We start from the raw sequence: 15,491 nt of genomic DNA, 5'->3' as shown, positions 1-15,491 counted from the left end.
TCAAACAGCGCGTGTCGGCCAACCGGCAGTACTCGACGATGGAGCAGCACGTCGCCGCTGCCATCCGCTGGGTAGTGCGCCTTTCTCCCCAGGACGCCCTCCGCAAGGCGGGCTGCCTCGCCGAGGGCTTCTGGCTGCGCGATTTGTTAGAGAACTTCTGGCGACCTACTTAGTCAGGGCGATGGGGCCCCGGACGTAAAAAGGGGCCAACATCTCGCTTGCCACAGGGAAGAAATGATGTAGAAGGGCGGCCCCACGGGCGCGGTTGGCCCGCCGGGAACCGGGCGGCACCTGCTGTGGAGGCGTGGCCGAGCGGTTGAAGGCAGCGGTCTTGAAAACCGCAGAAGGTGAAAGCCTTCCGTAGGTTCGAATCCTACCGCCTCCGATTTTGAGCTTGAGTTTCGTGGTTCTTTGACAGAGAAGAGTTGGAGAGATGGCCGAGAGGCTGAAGGCACAGGTTTGCTAAACCTGCATACTCGCAAGGGTATCGAGGGTTCGAATCCCTCTCTCTCCGCCACTTGATGTAAAGCAGCAGCCGGAAGAAATGCTCCCTTAGCTCAGCTGGATAGAGCGTCGGACTACGAATCCGAAGGCCGGAGGTTCGAATCCTCCAGGGAGCGCCACTTCTTCTCAGGCGCGCACGTAACATGAGTGACGACATCGCTTTCATGCAGCAGGCTTTAGAGCTCGCGCGGGAAGCGGCTTCACTTGGGGAAGTACCGGTAGGTGCGGTGGCGGTGCTCGACGGAAACGTCGTGGGCATTGGATACAACCGCCGCGAATGCGACCGGAATCCCTTCGCCCACGCCGAAATGATTGCCCTCGCCGCCGCTGCGAAAGCTCGCGACGCGTGGCGACTTTCCGGGGTGACCCTCTACGTGACGCTGGAACCGTGTGCCATGTGCGCCGGTGCTCTAGTTCAGTCTCGTGTCACCCGACTCGTCTTTGGTACAATGGATCCGAAAGCGGGTGCGGTCGGCTCGCTGTACAACCTGGTGGAAGAGCCCCGGCACAACCACCGGCTTCAAGTGACAAGTGGTATCCTGGCGGACGACAGTCGCCAGCTTCTCAAGACGTTCTTCGAGCGCTTGCGCGCGAAGCGACGTGAAAACTGAATACTCTGGAGAGCTGGCCGAGTGGTCGAAGGCACCTGACTCGAAATCAGGCGTACCGGTAACGGTACCGTAGGTTCGAATCCTACGCTCTCCGCTCCATCGTGATTGGAGAGGTGGCCGAGCGGTTGAAGGCACACGCCTGGAACGCGTGCATATCTGAAAGGGTATCGTGGGTTCGAATCCCACCCTCTCCGTTGTTATTTTCGAAGTCGCAGCACTGATTTTGTGGTCGGGACAACGTGGGGGCGCGAACCCCGCCAGGTCCGGAAGGAAGCAACGGTAGCGTACTTCCGCGTGTGTCCCGGCCGTTCTGTTTCACCTGAAGCGCCGACATCCCTCCGGGGATGCCGGCGCTTCGGCTTTGCGGGCTTGCTCTCCCCTGCCCGGCTGACTGCTTCGCTTCAGTCGCGGACGAGGATGGTTTCGCGCCCCACCTCGCGGACGACGCGGAAGCCGGCGGCCTGGAGCTCCGTCAGGGCCCGGCCCTCGAAAGTGACGGCGCGGTTGAAGGCCCGGTCGTGGATGGAGGCCTGGAAGGCCGCGTCCCGGGGCCAGTCGCAGGTGCGCCAGGGGATGTTCTTGCCGATGTAGAAGAAGCCCCCGGAGCCCCACAGTCCTTCGTTGACGATGAGCAGCCCCGTCGCGTCCCCCCTCGTGGCCCGGGCGATGGCGCGGAACTGGTCCGCTCGCAGGTCGTTGGACGGGAAGCCGCGGCCATGCACGAAGCCCAGGGCCAGCGCGAGCACCGCCGCCCCATTCCTCAGGCCCTGCCGGGAGAGCGTGGAGAAGTACGCGGCCAGCTGGGACGCGGCCGCGAGCAGCGCCACCGCCAGCCCCGGGTAGAGGAAGCGCTCCTCCTTGTGGGGCGTGGCCAGGAGGACGGCGGTGTAGACGGCCGCGCAGGTGAGCGGCAGGGACAGCGCGCGAAAGCGCACCAGGGGGGCCAGCGACAAGGGTACGGCGGCCCAGGCCCAGAGGGGCACGGCCTGGAGCAGCGGCCCCCAGTAGAAGTCCGGCGGTGAGGCGCCGAACGCGGCGGCGGCCTTCCCGGAGAGGAGGTTGTAGTCCACGTAGGCCCGGAACGAGTGGAAGGGCGTGCCCCAGGTGCCCCAGTCGAGCAGGCCCAGGCCCACCGCCACCGCCGCGCCCCCCACGCAGGTGAAGGCGAGCAGGCGCCACCTCCGGGCGACGGCCAGCCACAGGAGCGCGGCGACCACGAAGAGGGCGGACGGGTAACGCGTCACCACGGCGAGCCCCAGGGCCATGCCGCCCAGGAGCCCCGCCCGGCGCACGCGTGCGTCCGCGCCGGTGTCCGGCCGGTCCAGGGCCTCCATGGCCACGAGGAGGAAGGACGCGGAGAAGGACTCGGACAGGGTGCGTCCGGCGAAGAGGAGCACTGGCGCGCTCAGCCCTACAAGCAGCACCGCGAGCGCCCCACCCCACGGGCCCGCCCTGCGCTCCGCGAAGCGGTAGACGGCCCACAGGCTCCAGGCGTGCAGGGCGAATTGGGGCAGCGCCACCACGCCCCGGTAGACGCGCGGATCGGTGACGCCGAACCCGTGCGCCACCTTGAGGAAGGCGGCCAGCACGCCGGGGACAGCCCAGTTGCGCAGGCCCTCGCGCCACTCCCAGGCCAGCACGCCGTAGCCGTGCACGCGCCAGTACGCGGGCTCCAGCGCCTGGAACACCTCGTCCGGATGGATGCGCCCCAATTCGCTCACCGCGAGGGCGCACGGCACCAGCGCCACCGCGAGGAGCCCCAGCACGCGCAAGCCCACGGGCAGCCCCGCCTGGACGGGGGCCGGGACTTCCAGCGGAGCCTGAGGGAGGACGGGGGCCGGGGGCGCGTCAGAGTTGGGGGCGTTCACGTGGCTGGCGCGACTCTTTCCGGCCCTGGCGTCCTGCGCAAGACGCACGGTGTTTGTCGAGGAGGCCGCGGCTCGGCTAGGAACGGCCTTTTCCCCAAGGAGGAAGACCATGCCAGACGTCATCGTGGTGGGTGCGGGCCACAACGGACTTGTCGCGGCGGCGATGCTCGCGCGCCGGGGCCTGTCGGTCACCGTGCTGGAAGAGAAGGACCAGGTGGGCGGCGCGTGCAAGACGGAGTACCCGTTCCGCACGGCGCCGAAGCTGGGCGTCTCCACCGGCGCGTACCTCCTGGGGCTGATGCCGCCGGAGCTGCTCCAGGAGCTCCAGTTGGAGCTGCCCCTCAAGCGCCGCGACCCGCACTACTTCCTGCCCACCATGGACAAGCGCTACCTGCTCTTCGGCTCGGATGAGCGGGAGCTGGAGCGGCAGTTCCGCGAGTTCTTCTCCGAGGCGGACTGGAACGCCCACGTCGCCATGAACACGGAGCTGGCGGCGCTGCGCGAGGACCTGGCGCCCGCGTGGCTCCTGCCGCCCGTGTCGCTGGAGGAGACGGCGGAGCGCTACGTGCGCCCGGCCCTGCGCCAGCACTTCATCCATCTGTGCCGAGGCACGGCACGCGAGTACCTGGAGCGCTTCGGCTACAAGTCCGACTTCGTGAAGGCGATGTACGCCGTCACCGACGCGTTCTCCGGCCTGGACGGTGGCTACGACACGCCGGGCACGGGCATGAACCTGCTGGTGCACAACCTCTGCCGGCTGCCGGGCAGCGGCGGCACGTGGATGATTGTCGAAGGAGGCATGGGCACCGTCACCCAGCGCATCGCGGCGCTGGCGCGCAAGCACGGCGCCCAGCTGCGCACGAACGCGAAGGTGGCGTCAGTGCGCGTGGACAGCGGCGTGGTGAAGGGCGTGGTGCTGGAGAACGGCGAGGAACTGTCCGCGAAGGTCGTGGTCTCCAACGCGGACCCGTTCCGCACGATGAAGTTGATGGACTCGGAGGCGCTGAACAAGGAGTACCGGAGCATGGTGGACGGGATGTCCTCGCCGGGCACCACTCTCAAGGTGAACCTGTGCCTCAAGTCCCTGCCCACCTTCACCTGCCTGCCGGAGGACCGGGGCCAGTTCGGGCCCACCATCCACCTGCTGCCTCAGGAGGACGACGTGCTGGGGGCGCTCGCGCACGGCTACAAGGAGGCGAAGGCCGGACGGCTGGCGGAGTTCCCCTCCATCGAGTGGTACGTGCACACCACGGTGGACCCGACCCTGAAGGACGAGGAAGGGCACCACAACTCCGCCCTCTTCGTGGAGTGGGTGCCGGAGAAGCTGGAGGGCACCACCTGGGAGAAGGAGGAGGCGCGCTACGTGAAGCACCTCTTGTCCATCTGCGACCGCTTCGCGCCCGGCACCAGCGACCTGGTGCAGGAGTACTTCGCGCTCACGCCGCCGAAGATTGAGTCCCACTTCGGCATCACCCGCGGCCACATCCACCATGTGGACAACAAGCGCGGGTTCACCGACCGGCTGCCCTATGAGACGCCGGTGCAGGGGCTCTACTTCTGCAGCGCGGGCTGCCACCCGGCGGGAAGTGTCATCGGCGCGGCGGGCCACAACGCGGCCAACGTGGTGCTACAGGCGCTCGGACGCTGAGACGGAGTGCGTCTCACGGCGGGCGGAATGGACGTTCCATGGATCCTTTTGCCCGCCGTGTTTAGATGGTTGTCCCCATGAGCTACCTCGTCCTCGCCCGCAAATGGCGCCCGCAGAAGTTCGATGACATGACCGGCCAGGAGCACGTGGTCCGGACCATCGGGAACGCCATCAAGATGGACCGGGTCGCGCACGCGTACCTGTTCTGCGGTCCTCGAGGGGTGGGCAAGACGACGGCCGCCCGCCTGCTCGCCAAGGCGCTCAACTGTGAGCAGGGCCCCACGGCGACCCCGTGCGGCACCTGCCGGGCGTGCACCGAAATCACCGCCGGCACCAGCGTGGACGTGGCGGAGATCGACGGTGCGTCCAACAACGGCGTCGAGAACGTGCGCGAGATTCGCGAGAACGCGAAGTACCTGCCGCAGCGCGACCGCCACAAGATCTACATCATCGACGAAGTCCACATGCTCTCCGGCGCGGCGTTCAACGCGCTCCTGAAGACGCTGGAGGAGCCGCCCGGTCACGTGAAGTTCATCTTCGCGACGACGGAGGCGCACAAGCTCCCGGACACCATCCTGTCACGCTGCCAGCGCCACAACTTCCGGCGCATCTCCGCGGCGCGGATGCTCCAGCGGCTGAAGGAGATCTGCCAGGCGGAAGGCGCGGGCATCTCCGAGCAGTCGCTGTCCCTGGTGGTGCGCCAGTCCGAAGGCGGCATGCGCGACGCGCTGAGCCTGTTGGATCAGATTCTCGCGTCGTGCGGTCCCAACCCCACGGACGAGGCCGTCGCGGAGGCGATGGGCGCCATCGACCGCACGGTGGTGCAGGACTTCGCGGAGGCGCTGGTCCGCAAGGACGCGAAGCGCGTGCTGGGCCGCGTGGACGAGGTGTTCAACCGGGGCCTGGACCTGAAGCGGCTGGCGGAGGAGCTGGCGCTTCAGCTGCGGCATCTCTTCGTGACGAAGTCGCTGGGTGAGGCGCCCGCGGAGCTGGCGGAGTCCGAGCAGAAGGCGCTGTTGGCGCTGGCGAAGGAAGCGGACACGGCGCAGCTGTCGCGGCTGTTCGATATCGTGCACGGCTGCATCTGGGATGTGTCGCGAGCGGCGCAGCCCCGGCTGGCGCTGGAGATGGCGCTGCTCAAGGCCATCCAGCTGTCCCCGGCCGGTTCGATTCCCGACCTGCTGGCCCGCGTGGAGCGGCTGTCCGCGGGACTTGGCGCGGAAGGCGCCGCGAAGAGCACGACCGGGGCGCCAGGAGGTCGCCCCGGTCCCGCGAACTTTCGCGTCTGAGGTCCAGGCCGAAGTCCGCGCGCCCGCGCCCGTAGCGGTGGCGCGCCCTGCCGAAGGTCCAGGTGCCTCCGCGCAGACGGGCGCCATGCCACGTCCGTTCGATGCGCAGAGTCCGTCCGTGCATGCGGAAGCTCCGTCGCGTCCGGTGCCTCCGTCCGCCTCCGTGTCGACGGGAGTCCCGCCGCGCATGGCGGACACACAGGGCCCGTCCGCCTACGAGGGGGCAACGCCGCGTCCGTTCGAAACGCAGGGTCCGTCCGTGCACGCGGAGCCCTCGTCGCGTCCGGTGCCTCCGTCCGCATCCGTGTCGACAGAGGCTCCGCCGCGCATGGCGGACACGCAGGGCCCGTCCGCGTACGCGGGGGCAACACCGCGTCCGTTCGATGCGCAGGGCCCGTCCACTCATGCGGGGGCCACCGTCCGGCCCTTCGACGACACGCGCGCTCCGGCGCACCCTGCATCACTCAGTGAGCCGGCCCCGGCCGGTGCGTCCGCAGTGGCTACACGGACGCCACCTGCCGCGCTGATGGAGGGCCTGTCCCCCGCGGCGGCCCGTCCCCTCTCCTTCCTTCGCAATGGCGGTGGCGCGAGCGGTCCCGCGCCCACGCCCGCCGCCGTGCCTTCCGCGCCGGTGGTGATGGACGACCTGTCTCCGTCCGCCGCGCGCCCGCTGTCCTTCCTGCGCAATGGCGGCGGCGCGGCTCCCGCGATGGAGACCCCTCCGGCCCCGGGCGTCGTCATGGACGGCCTGTCCCCGTCCGCGGCCCGCCCCCTCTCCTTCCTCCGCAACGGCGGCGCCCAGCCCCCGGCTCCCGCCCCTGAGCCCACGCCCGCGGCTCGCGCGCCCGAACCCGCCACGCCCACCGTGCGCATCACCAACATGCGCAAGCCGGAGCCCGTGGCTCCGCTCGAACCTCCGCCCCTCGGCGACGAGGACGTGGACGAGCGCATGTTCCCGGAAGAGGGCTCCGCCGAAGGCTGTGCCTCCGGCGAGTGCATCCCCGTCGCGGAGCCCGCCGCCCCGGAACCGGAGCCGCCGGAACCCGAGCCGCCGCCCGCGATGGCGCCCGTCGCCACCGGCCGCGACAACCCCAACCGCTCCCTGCCCGAGCGCTGGCGCGCCGCCGTGGAGACCGTGAAGTCCACGTCCGTGCGCCACGGCACGGCGCTCGCCAACGGCCGCCTCCAGTCCATGAAGGCGGGCGAAATCATCCTGGGCTTCCCGCCCACCGCCGCCTTCCACAAGGCCGCCGTGGTGTCGCCCGGGGGCAAGGCCACCGTGGACGCGGCGCTGGCCTCGCACTTCGGCCGGGCCGTGAAGCTCACCATCACGGACGTGCCCCAGACCCATGACGCCCTCCCGGGCGGAATGGGGCAGAGCCTCTCCGAACAGGACACCCAGACCCGCAATACCCACGAGAAGAGCACCGAGGGCAAGGTGCGCTCCCACGCGTCCGTGCGGGCCATCCTCAAGATGCTGGGCGGCGAAATCGAACACATCCAGGTCTACGAGCCCGAGCGGCCACCGGCCAACCTCCCGGACGTGCCCGCCGCTCCTGATGACTGACAACGCCGCGCGGCCCCGCTAGGGTGCGCGGCAACGTCCCTGCTCCGAGCGGCGCCATGACGGCCCGCGCTCCCACGACCGGGGACCGAGGAAGCACATGCCCGGCATCGACCTGAACTACTTCATCCGGCAGGCGAACAAGCTCACCGAGAAGATCGAGGAGCGGAAGAAGCAGCTGGCGGAAGAGACCGTCGAGGCGAAGTCCGGCGAGGGCCTCGTGACGGTCGTCGCCAACTGCGTGCAGGAGATCCGCAGCATCAAGATCGACAAGAGCGCCATCGACCCCAACGACCCGGGGATGCTCGAGGACCTCGTCACCGCCGCCGTGAACGCTGCCCTGGCGAACAGCCGTCAGCACATGAACGCCGAGCTGGCGAAGATCTCCGGCGGCGTGAAGATCCCCGGCATTAATTAAAGACGGATGACGCCCGATCCGCTGAATCGCCTGGTCGCCCAGCTCGCGAAGCTGCCGGGCATTGGTGAGAAGACCGCCCAGCGCCTCGCGTTCCACATCCTGCGGGCGCCGGGCGAGTTCGCCGTCGACCTCTCACAGGCCATCCGCGAGGTGAAGGAGAAGGTGCACCTGTGCGTGCGCTGTTTCTCCCTCACCGACTCGGAGCTGTGCGGCTTCTGTCGTGACAACCGCCGCGACGAGCGCGCCCTGTGCGTGGTGGAGACGTACTCCGACTTGATGGCGCTGGAGCGCACCCGCGAGTTCAAGGGCCGCTACCACGTGCTGCACGGCGTGCTGTCCCCGCTGGAAGGCGTGGGCCCGGAGCAACTGCGCATCAAGGAGCTGCTGCTGCGCCTCAACGACAGCCGGGTGGAGGAGATCATCCTCGCCACCAACCCGGACATCGAGGGTGAAGCCACCGCGCTCTACCTCACGCGGCTGCTCAAGCCGATGGGCTTGCGGGTGACGCGCATCGCGCAGGGCCTGCCCATGGGCGGCGACCTGGAGTTCGCGGACCAGGCCACGCTCGCCAAGGCGCTGTCCGCCCGCCGCGACCTGTGACGGTGCTGGTCCGTCCCGCGCGCTGAACGCGGGACGGAGAAGACGCCGCACCGGCTACTGCGTCACCTTCCACGAGAACGGCATCAGCACGGTGACTTCCTGGTCGCGGTGCACCGGGAAGCGCAGGCTCTGGGCCTGCGTCTCCAGGCAGCGGCCCACGTCCGTGGACGCCAGCGGCCCGCGCGTGCCCGCGCGCACCTTGCCCGAGGACACGATGGTGAGCTCCACCTGCACCTCGCCCGAGGCCGCCGGCAGGTCGGACTTGTAGCGCTCGAAGCAACCGGTGATTTTCGAGCGGCCGCCGGACACCACGCGCTGGATGTCGTCGATGCCCAGCGACACGGGCTCCTTCGCCGCCGGCTTCTTCACGACCTTGCGGTGGGACGGGTCCTCCGCCCCGTCATCCACGTGGGGCGAATCCGTCACGGACGTCGCCACCGCGTCACCGCCCGGCGTGCCGTCCTGCACGGTGCCCTGAACATCTCCGGGCGTGGTCCCTTCAGGCACCTGGGCCGGTGCACCCTGCCCCTGCGTGCCCGCGGGATTCCCATTCGCCACGGGCGCGACGGCCGGCTGTGCCGGAGGCGGAGGCGTGACGTGGGTCGCGGTGCCACCAGGCCGCGCGACGACGAACGCCACGCCCGCGGCCACCAGCCCCAGGCCGCCCACCAGTCCCAGGACCCAACGCCGGGACGCGGGCTTCACCGGAGGCGCGCTCGGCACGACCTCCGGCTCGGGAGCCTGCGCCTGCACGGGGGCCGTCTTGTTCTGCGCGGTCAGTGCCCTCACGCCCGTGCTGCTCGGGCGGGACACCTGATGCCCGTACGTGTTCGTCCCAGCACCGGCGACGGGCGGCGAGATGGCCGCGAACTCAGGGTCCGTCGGACGCGCGGCGGTGAGCGTGGCCATCGTGGGGATGCGCGTCTTCTCCGTGACGCGCTCCTCGCCGAAGTGGTTGCGCAGGAACGTGCCCAGCGTGGGGGCGCTCGCGGCTCCGCCCTGGAACTCCGCCGCGAAGCTCTCCAGCGCATCCGCGAACTCGTCCGACGTCGCGTACCGGTCCTCCGGCTTGAACGCCATGGCCTTGAGGATGATGGCCTCCAGGCCCTCCGGCAGGTCCGCCCTCAGCGCGCGCGGCTTCTCGAACTCGCCCTGCAACAGCGCGTTGAGCACCGCCAGGTCGTTCTCACGGGAGAAGGGCCGCACGTGCGTGACGGCCTCGTAGAGGCTGACTCCCAGGGAGAAGACGTCCGCGCGGTGGTCGACCTCCTTCCCCTGCGCCTGCTCCGGCGCCATGTAGATGTACTTGCCCTTCACCACGCCCGTGCGCGTCTGCACCAGGCGCGACTCGGCCTTGGCGATGCCGAAGTCCAGCACCTTCACCTGGCCCTGGTACGTCACGTACAGGTTGGACGGCGACACGTCCCGGTGCACCACGTGCAGCGGCTGGCCCTGCTCGTTGGTGAAGGTGTGCGCGAAGTGCAGGCCCCGCGCCGCGTCGATGAGCACCCGCATCACCACCGGCAGCGGCACGTACTGGCGGCGCCGGCCCGCGAGCCGCAGCGTCGTGGAGAAGTCCTCGCCCGCGAGGTACTCCATGCAGATGTAGTAGCAGCCGTCCGTGAAGCCCAGCTCGTGGATCTGCACGATGTGCGGATGCGACAGCTTCGCCGCGAGCCGCGCCTCGTCGCGGAACATCTCCACGAAGTCGGGGATGGCCGACAGTGCCGGCAGCATCCGCTTGAGCACCACGTTGCGCTCGAAGCCGTCCGCGCCCAGCAGCTTGGCGAGGAAGATCTCCGCCATGCCACCCTCTGCCAGCTTGCGCACGAGCACGTACTGCCCATACGGCTGGAGGAGCGTCGCGGTGGAGGCGCCGGCGGGATCCGGAATGGGAACGGGGGTCTGTGCCATCCCTCAAGGTCCTCGCGGTTTCAGGGTGCGCACCGTGAGTACGTCCGGGGCACCGGGACGCGTCATCTTAAACACCAGCAGGGGGGGCAGTCCCATGGGGGCCACCCAAGTATCGAAGCGGTGCTTGGCGTCCAAGGGCACGGCCCGTCCGTTGATGGACAGGCGGGCATCCACGGGCGCCACACCTGAAGCCCGTACCTTCTCCGCCGCCGGCACACCCTGGCGCGGGCTGTCCACCACCAGCCCCACCACCGAGTTGTCATAGACGAGCTCCAGCTTGTTCATCCGCCCGCCCTTGAGGGCCGCGCCCGCCTGCGACAGCGGCGTGACGGACCACAGGTAGCTGCCCTCGCCCAGCTGTCCCGCCTCCAGCGCCGCGCGCGTCTCCGACACCGTGCGCTGCACCACCGGCGTCGCCAGCGAGCCCGCCTTGTACACCGCCACGCGATAGCTACGGGCCTGCGGTTCCTCGCCGTAGGTGAACGTCACGGCTGGGGGCTTGTCCTGGTAGAAGATGGTCGTCTTCTCCGGCCCCTCCGGCACCACGTTGCGCGCGCGCGCCAGCGAGCTGGTGGGGGACTCCGGAGCGAAGTGGACGCTGCCCGCCGCTACCTGCGTGCCGTCCTCCTTGCGCGCCCGCCAGTACAGCGTGCCCCTCGCCAGCGCGGAGACGTTGACGGAAGCGCGGTGCACGCGGCCCCAGAGCACCGGGCGCTTGAAGGCCGCGTCCTGCGCCGCTTCGACCACCGCGTCGCCCTCGCCCGTCCAGGTGAGCGCCACCTCCGAAAGGCCCCGGTGGAAGACCTCCGTGCCTTCGCCCGGGCCCACCGCGACCGCCGCCTCCTCCAGCGGCTCCACCTTCGCGCTGCCGTCCTTGCTCACGGTGGCGCGCTCACCCGCGCGCAGCTCCTGCCGCGCCTCGCCCCGCCGCAGCGTCACGTCGCCCGTGTGCGCCGCCACCTGCATGCCGTCGCCGGTGCGGCGGATCTCCAGCCTCGCGCCACCGCCGGACTCCACCGTCATCTCCGGCAGCACCACGCGGCTCTCTCGCCCCATGGACAGCTGCACGGCCAGGAGGCCCTGGAGCAGGTTGACGCGCGCCTCGTCGACGGTGCCCTGCTGTCCCGCGCTCTCCAGCACCGCCTCCGCGCCTGGAGCGAGCGTCAGCACGGTGCCGCTGTCCTTGAGGGACAGCACCGCCTCGCCGCCCTTCGTCCGCACGCCGTCGCCAAAGGCCAGCACCTCGCCCTCGCGGCGCACCTTGCGCCAGCGGCCCGTGTCCTTCGCCTTCACCTCCGCGACACCCGAGGTCGCGCGCACCGTCACCGGGATGGGCGCCAGCTCCACGACTCGCGGGGCCGCGGGCGTCACCTGCGCGCGCTCGCGGGTCAGGTCCACCGCGTCGCCCTGCGCCGCGCGCAGCGTCTTGCCGTCCTTGGAGACCAGCTCGATGGCGCCCAGCTTCACCTCCACCCGCGCGGAGTCCGCCGCCACCGCGACCTTCACCTCCGACGGATCCGGCCCCACGCGCGTGAGGCCGAAGGGGGTGAGGATGTTCAACGTCACCTTGGGGCCCGCGCTGTCCGCCTTCCTGCCCGCGGGCACGCGCGACAACACGATGCCGCGCTCCACCTTCATCACGATGCCAGACGAATCCGAGCCCAGCGCGAACCGGCCCTCGCTGCCCACCTCCACCGTCCGGTCGCCCGGGAAGCGCACCGTCGCGGATCCGCTCTCACCGGTCTCCACCGCGTCGCCCGCGAGCAGCGGTCCCTCCACCGCGGGGCCCACCTTGCCGCCGCGCTCCAGGCGCACGTCGCCGGACAGCCCTTCCAGGCGGCCAATGGGAACGACGGCCCCCGCGTCCACCTCCACCCCTGGCGGAGGTTTCGGCGCCCCCTCGCGTTCACACCCCGAGCAGCCGGAGAGGAGGACGAGCAGCGACAGCGCCAGGATGCGGACAGGACTCACTGAAACCTCGACGACGACAGACGGGCGCGTCGCGGCACTTCCGCGCGACTCACCGGCCCCTCGGGAACAAATCAACGTTGAGAATGGCCTGCTCGCCTTCGCGCACGGTGACCATCTTCGTCTGGGTCACGTGCCCGGCCGCGGACAGGGTGATGCGGTACGTGCCGCCGCGGACGCGTGCGGTGAAGGTGCCGCTCTTGTCCGTGCGCGTGCGCACCTTCGCCTGGGCAATGGTCACCGTCGCCACCAGCGGCTGGCCGTTGCGCGCGCTGCGCACCTGGCCCACCAGCGTGGCCAGCTCGCCCTTGCGGTCCTGCGACAGCACCACCACCAGCTCCGACGTCTGCCCCGCCACCACCACCGCGGCTTCTTCCGTGGCGCGGAAGCCCGGCGCGGACATCGACACGGCCACGGGCCCGGGCTCCAGTCCCTCCAGCAGCAGTTCGCCCGCCTTGTTCGTGCGCAGCTGCGCCTTGCCCGAAACCACCTGCACGTCCGCGACCGGCGCGCTGTCCTTGCCCTGGACCACCTTCAGCTTGAGGGAGCCCGTCTTCGGCGCCTTGTTGTGGAGCCGGATCTCCAGGTCGGGGTTCTCGACGAAGTTGACGGTGGTGCGTTCCGTCGCGGAGTCGTAGCCCTCCAGGCTCACCTGCGCGGATTGCTCGCCGGTGGGAAGATTCACCATCACCCGCCCCTGCGCGTCCGTCACTTTCTCCTCGGTCGTCCCCGGTTGCAGCAAGGAGGGCACGCGCACCCGCGCACCCACGAGAGGTGCCCCCGTGTCCGCGTCCACCACCTGGATGGGGACATATCCATGCACCGGGCACTCGATGATTCGCGGCCCCGGGCCCAGCGCGACCTCGAAGCCCAGGCCGATGCGGCGCATCCGCTGCTCGGAGCGCAGGCCGCTGGCCTCCAGCTCCATCGTGTCGTGCGCCTGCTGCACGTCCAGGAGCACGCGCCCCGTCCAGCCGTCCCGGCGCACCACCGGATACGAGAGCGCCGCGCCCACCACATAGCCGGACGACGACGCCTTGAGCCCATCCGCCGCGTGCGCGGACAACGTCAGAGGCACCTCGCCCCGCGCCTCCAACTGAAGCTCCGCCGGCAGCGCCACCAGCACCCGACCTGAAATCAGCGCCGCGTGCCGCACGCCCCGCTGCAACACCGGCGCGTAGGTGAACCCACCGAACAGCGGCAGCTGCGCGAAGCCGTAGCCCGCTCCCAGCTCCAGCCGCACCGGCCCGAGCGACAGTCGCCCGCGAGGCCCCAGCGAGCCGCGCACCAGGCTGCCGCCCGTCACGCGCGACGACGCGTCCCGCAGTTCGAAGCCCTCGCGCTGGAGATCCACCTGGCCGCCCAGGTACTCCCCCGCCCAGCCCATCAACGTCAGCGCCACGTCGTTCGGCGTCAGACCGCTGTAGGTGAGCCCGGGCCCTACATCCACCTGCTCACCCTGGCGGGACGACAGGCCGTAGCGGAAGCGCAACGAGGCGCGCTCGGACTCGGGGGCCTGCGCACGGGCGGCCCCGGTACAGGCGAGCACCAGGACGAGGACGACGAGGCGCGGAAGGATGTCGGTGAGGGGGCTCGGGCGGCGCAAGGCCCGGGAGAGTATAGAGAAGAGGGGCAGGTGTCCCAACCCGCGATGCCGTCATTCCTTCAAGATCGGCGCGGATCACGGCTGGCTTCTTGCTGGAGTGGAACTGCTTTGCTAAGCATGACGGCGGTCGGTAGCGCCTCGTCTAACCTCCGGGATTCACTCCAGAAACATCGGAGCGCCGCCGTGCGCGGGGCGAGCGAACGCTGAGGAGCGCATACGCCCATGGGCACGCAACTGGTGATGTACGAAGAGGAGTTCACCAAGATCAACGCCGTTTGCGACCGGCTTACCAAGGACGCGAACGCGAAGGTGGTCTTCCTCGTCGACAAGAACGGCCAGCTCATCTCCTCGGCCGGCCAGACGCAGAACATCGACACCACGTCGCTTGCGTCGCTGACGGCCGGCAACGTGGCCGCCATGGGCGGTCTGGCGAAGTTGATCGGGGAGAACGAGTTCCCCAACCAGTTCCATGAAGGGGCGAAGGACAGCCTCTACATGACCATCGTGGGCAGCCGCGTGGTGCTGGTCGTCATCTTCGACAACCGCACGAGCCTGGGTCTGGTGCGCTTGCGCATCAAGAAGGCCAGCGACGAGCTGACGAAGATCTTCGAAAGCCTCGTGAAGAAGACCGACAGCCCCGGAGCCGGTTCGCCGTTCGCCGAGATCTCCGACGACGATATCGACAACCTCTTCAGCGAGTAACCCGGGAAGCCATGTCCTTCATCAATTACTCATCCCGCGAAATCAACTGCAAGATTGTCTATTACGGGCCGGGCCTTTGCGGGAAGACGACCAACCTTCAGTACATCTACAACAAGACCGCGGCGGACACGAAGGGCAAGCTGATCTCGCTCTCCACGGAGACGGACCGCACGCTCTTCTTCGACTTCCTGCCGCTGTCGCTCGGTGAGATCCGCGGCTTCAAGACGCGTTTCCACCTCTACACGGTGCCCGGTCAGGTGTTCTACGACGCCAGCCGCAAGCTCATCCTCAAGGGCGTGGACGGCGTGGTGTTCGTCGCCGACAGCCAGATTGAGCGCATGGAAGCCAACATGGAGTCGTTGGAGAACCTGCGCATCAACCTGGCGGAGCAGGGCTACGACCTGAACAAGATTCCGTACGTCGTGCAGTACAACAAGCGCGACCTGCCCAACGCGGTGACCGTGGAGGAGATGCGCAAGGCGCTCAACCCGCGGAACATCCCGGAGTACCAGGCCGTGGCGCCCACGGGCGTGGGCGTGTTCGACACGCTCAAGGCCGTGGCCAAGCTGGTTCTCACCGAGCTGCGCAAGGGCGGTTGACACTCCGCCTGCTGTCCTGCCCGGCGGGCTGGCCCCCACCGGGCAGCCCCCGGCGAACGATGGTATGACCTCGTGCCGTCGGGCAGAGCCGCCTTCCGAGGTCGTACCGTGCGCGTCGCAACCGCCACCCTCCGTCTCCTCGCGCTCCTGAGCGCTGGCCTGCCCGGGCCGGTGCTCGCGCAAGGTGCGTCCCCCTCCCC

At 69.4% G+C, this 15,491-nt stretch carries 12 protein-coding genes, 5 tRNA genes and 1 other RNA gene; 14 read left to right on the top strand and 4 right to left on the bottom strand.

Translation table 11 applies throughout. The features are described 5' to 3' along the window. Positions 1-298: 298 nt before the first annotated feature. From D7Y15_RS37345 to ffs, 7 genes are all read left to right on the top strand, one after another. Positions 299-385, top strand: a tRNA-Ser gene (locus D7Y15_RS37345). 42 nt (positions 386-427) lie between these two features. After that, positions 428-517 (top strand) — tRNA-Ser (locus tag D7Y15_RS37340). A gap of 29 nt (positions 518-546) precedes the next feature. Further along, a tRNA-Arg gene (locus tag D7Y15_RS37335) sits at positions 547-623 on the top strand. 24 nt (positions 624-647) lie between these two features. Next, positions 648-1,115, top strand: coding sequence for a tRNA adenosine(34) deaminase TadA (tadA, locus tag D7Y15_RS37330; RefSeq protein WP_120581647.1), 468 nt, complete (start codon positions 648-650; stop codon positions 1,113-1,115). Positions 1,116-1,122: 7 nt separating this feature from the next. After that, positions 1,123-1,209: transfer RNA gene (locus tag D7Y15_RS37325), tRNA-Ser, on the top strand. 13 nt (positions 1,210-1,222) lie between these two features. After that, a tRNA-Ser gene (locus D7Y15_RS37320) sits at positions 1,223-1,309 on the top strand. 28 nt (positions 1,310-1,337) lie between these two features. Then, an RNA gene (gene ffs, locus D7Y15_RS37315) (signal recognition particle sRNA small type) lies at positions 1,338-1,430 on the top strand. A gap of 86 nt (positions 1,431-1,516) precedes the next feature. Here ffs and D7Y15_RS37310 read toward each other — a convergent pair. Further along, a complete protein-coding gene (locus D7Y15_RS37310; protein ID WP_121755549.1) occupies positions 1,517-2,983 on the bottom strand; it encodes a glycosyltransferase family 39 protein in 1,467 nt (488 codons plus the stop codon). Positions 2,984-3,092: 109 nt separating this feature from the next. On the opposite strand from D7Y15_RS37310, the gene D7Y15_RS37305 reads away from it, so the two are divergent. The 5 genes from D7Y15_RS37305 (at position 3,093) to recR (ending at position 8,502) form a co-directional block, all read left to right on the top strand. Further along, a complete protein-coding gene (locus D7Y15_RS37305) occupies positions 3,093-4,631 on the top strand; it encodes an NAD(P)/FAD-dependent oxidoreductase (RefSeq protein WP_120581585.1) in 1,539 nt (512 codons plus the stop codon). A 77-nt stretch (positions 4,632-4,708) separates the two neighbouring features. Continuing rightward, entirely contained in the window at positions 4,709-5,920 is a 1,212-nt protein-coding gene (gene dnaX, locus D7Y15_RS37300) for a DNA polymerase III subunit gamma/tau (RefSeq protein ID WP_121755548.1), read from the top strand. Positions 5,921-6,107: 187 nt separating this feature from the next. Beyond that, positions 6,108-7,487, top strand: a complete 1,380-nt coding sequence (locus D7Y15_RS46095; protein ID WP_233605238.1) for a DNA polymerase III subunit gamma/tau — start codon at positions 6,108-6,110, stop codon at positions 7,485-7,487. A 97-nt stretch (positions 7,488-7,584) separates the two neighbouring features. Further along, the gene (locus tag D7Y15_RS37290) at positions 7,585-7,902 is read left to right on the top strand and encodes a YbaB/EbfC family nucleoid-associated protein (RefSeq protein WP_014394799.1); all 318 of its coding nucleotides are present in this window, start codon (positions 7,585-7,587) and stop codon (positions 7,900-7,902) included. A 6-nt stretch (positions 7,903-7,908) separates the two neighbouring features. Continuing rightward, positions 7,909-8,502, top strand: a complete 594-nt coding sequence (recR, locus tag D7Y15_RS37285) for a recombination mediator RecR (protein ID WP_120564938.1) — start codon at positions 7,909-7,911, stop codon at positions 8,500-8,502. A gap of 54 nt (positions 8,503-8,556) precedes the next feature. Here the strand turns inward: recR and D7Y15_RS37280 are convergent, their stop codons facing one another. From D7Y15_RS37280 to D7Y15_RS37270, 3 genes are read right to left on the bottom strand one after another with little or no spacing between them, the layout of a single operon-like run. Beyond that, positions 8,557-10,416 carry a protein kinase gene (locus tag D7Y15_RS37280; RefSeq protein ID WP_120581129.1) on the bottom strand — a complete coding sequence of 620 codons (1,860 nt, stop codon included), beginning with the start codon at positions 10,414-10,416 and terminating at the stop codon, positions 8,557-8,559. Positions 10,417-10,419: 3 nt separating this feature from the next. Then, positions 10,420-12,387 (bottom strand): hypothetical protein, encoded by a 1,968-nt coding sequence (locus D7Y15_RS37275; protein WP_121755547.1) that lies wholly within the window; start codon positions 12,385-12,387, stop codon positions 10,420-10,422. A gap of 49 nt (positions 12,388-12,436) precedes the next feature. Then, positions 12,437-13,990: a collagen binding domain-containing protein gene (locus D7Y15_RS37270; protein WP_121755546.1), complete on the bottom strand. Its 1,554-nt coding sequence runs from the start codon at positions 13,988-13,990 to the stop codon at positions 12,437-12,439. Positions 13,991-14,212: 222 nt separating this feature from the next. Between D7Y15_RS37270 and mglB the strand changes: the two genes are divergently transcribed. Then, the gene (gene mglB / locus D7Y15_RS37265; RefSeq protein WP_002637270.1) at positions 14,213-14,692 is read left to right on the top strand and encodes a gliding-motility regulator GTPase-activating protein MglB; all 480 of its coding nucleotides are present in this window, start codon (positions 14,213-14,215) and stop codon (positions 14,690-14,692) included. An 11-nt stretch (positions 14,693-14,703) separates the two neighbouring features. Beyond that, positions 14,704-15,291 carry a gliding-motility regulator Ras-like GTPase MglA gene (mglA, locus tag D7Y15_RS37260; protein WP_014394794.1) on the top strand — a complete coding sequence of 196 codons (588 nt, stop codon included), beginning with the start codon at positions 14,704-14,706 and terminating at the stop codon, positions 15,289-15,291. Positions 15,292-15,491 lie beyond the last annotated feature (200 nt).

The organism is Corallococcus sp. AB030 (genome assembly GCF_003668965.1).
Classification (GTDB): domain Bacteria; phylum Myxococcota; class Myxococcia; order Myxococcales; family Myxococcaceae; genus Corallococcus; species Corallococcus exiguus.
Note: the sequence above shows the minus strand (reverse complement) of the source record. Positions and strands in the feature narration are given on the sequence as shown.

Excerpts from the sequence above, each read along its gene's own strand:
- tadA (WP_120581647.1), top strand. The coding sequence starts at position 648 with ATGAGTGACGACATCGCTTTCATGCAGCAGGCTTTAGAGCTCGCGCGG.
- D7Y15_RS37305 (WP_120581585.1), top strand. The coding sequence starts at position 3,093 with ATGCCAGACGTCATCGTGGTGGGTGCGGGCCACAACGGACTTGTCGCG.
- dnaX (WP_121755548.1), top strand. The coding sequence starts at position 4,709 with ATGAGCTACCTCGTCCTCGCCCGCAAATGGCGCCCGCAGAAGTTCGAT.
- D7Y15_RS46095 (WP_233605238.1), top strand. The coding sequence starts at position 6,108 with ATGGCGGACACACAGGGCCCGTCCGCCTACGAGGGGGCAACGCCGCGT.
- D7Y15_RS37290 (WP_014394799.1), top strand. The coding sequence starts at position 7,585 with ATGCCCGGCATCGACCTGAACTACTTCATCCGGCAGGCGAACAAGCTC.
- recR (WP_120564938.1), top strand. The coding sequence starts at position 7,909 with ATGACGCCCGATCCGCTGAATCGCCTGGTCGCCCAGCTCGCGAAGCTG.
- D7Y15_RS37280 (WP_120581129.1), bottom strand. The coding sequence starts at position 10,416 with ATGGCACAGACCCCCGTTCCCATTCCGGATCCCGCCGGCGCCTCCACC.
- mglB (WP_002637270.1), top strand. The coding sequence starts at position 14,213 with ATGGGCACGCAACTGGTGATGTACGAAGAGGAGTTCACCAAGATCAAC.
- mglA (WP_014394794.1), top strand. The coding sequence starts at position 14,704 with ATGTCCTTCATCAATTACTCATCCCGCGAAATCAACTGCAAGATTGTC.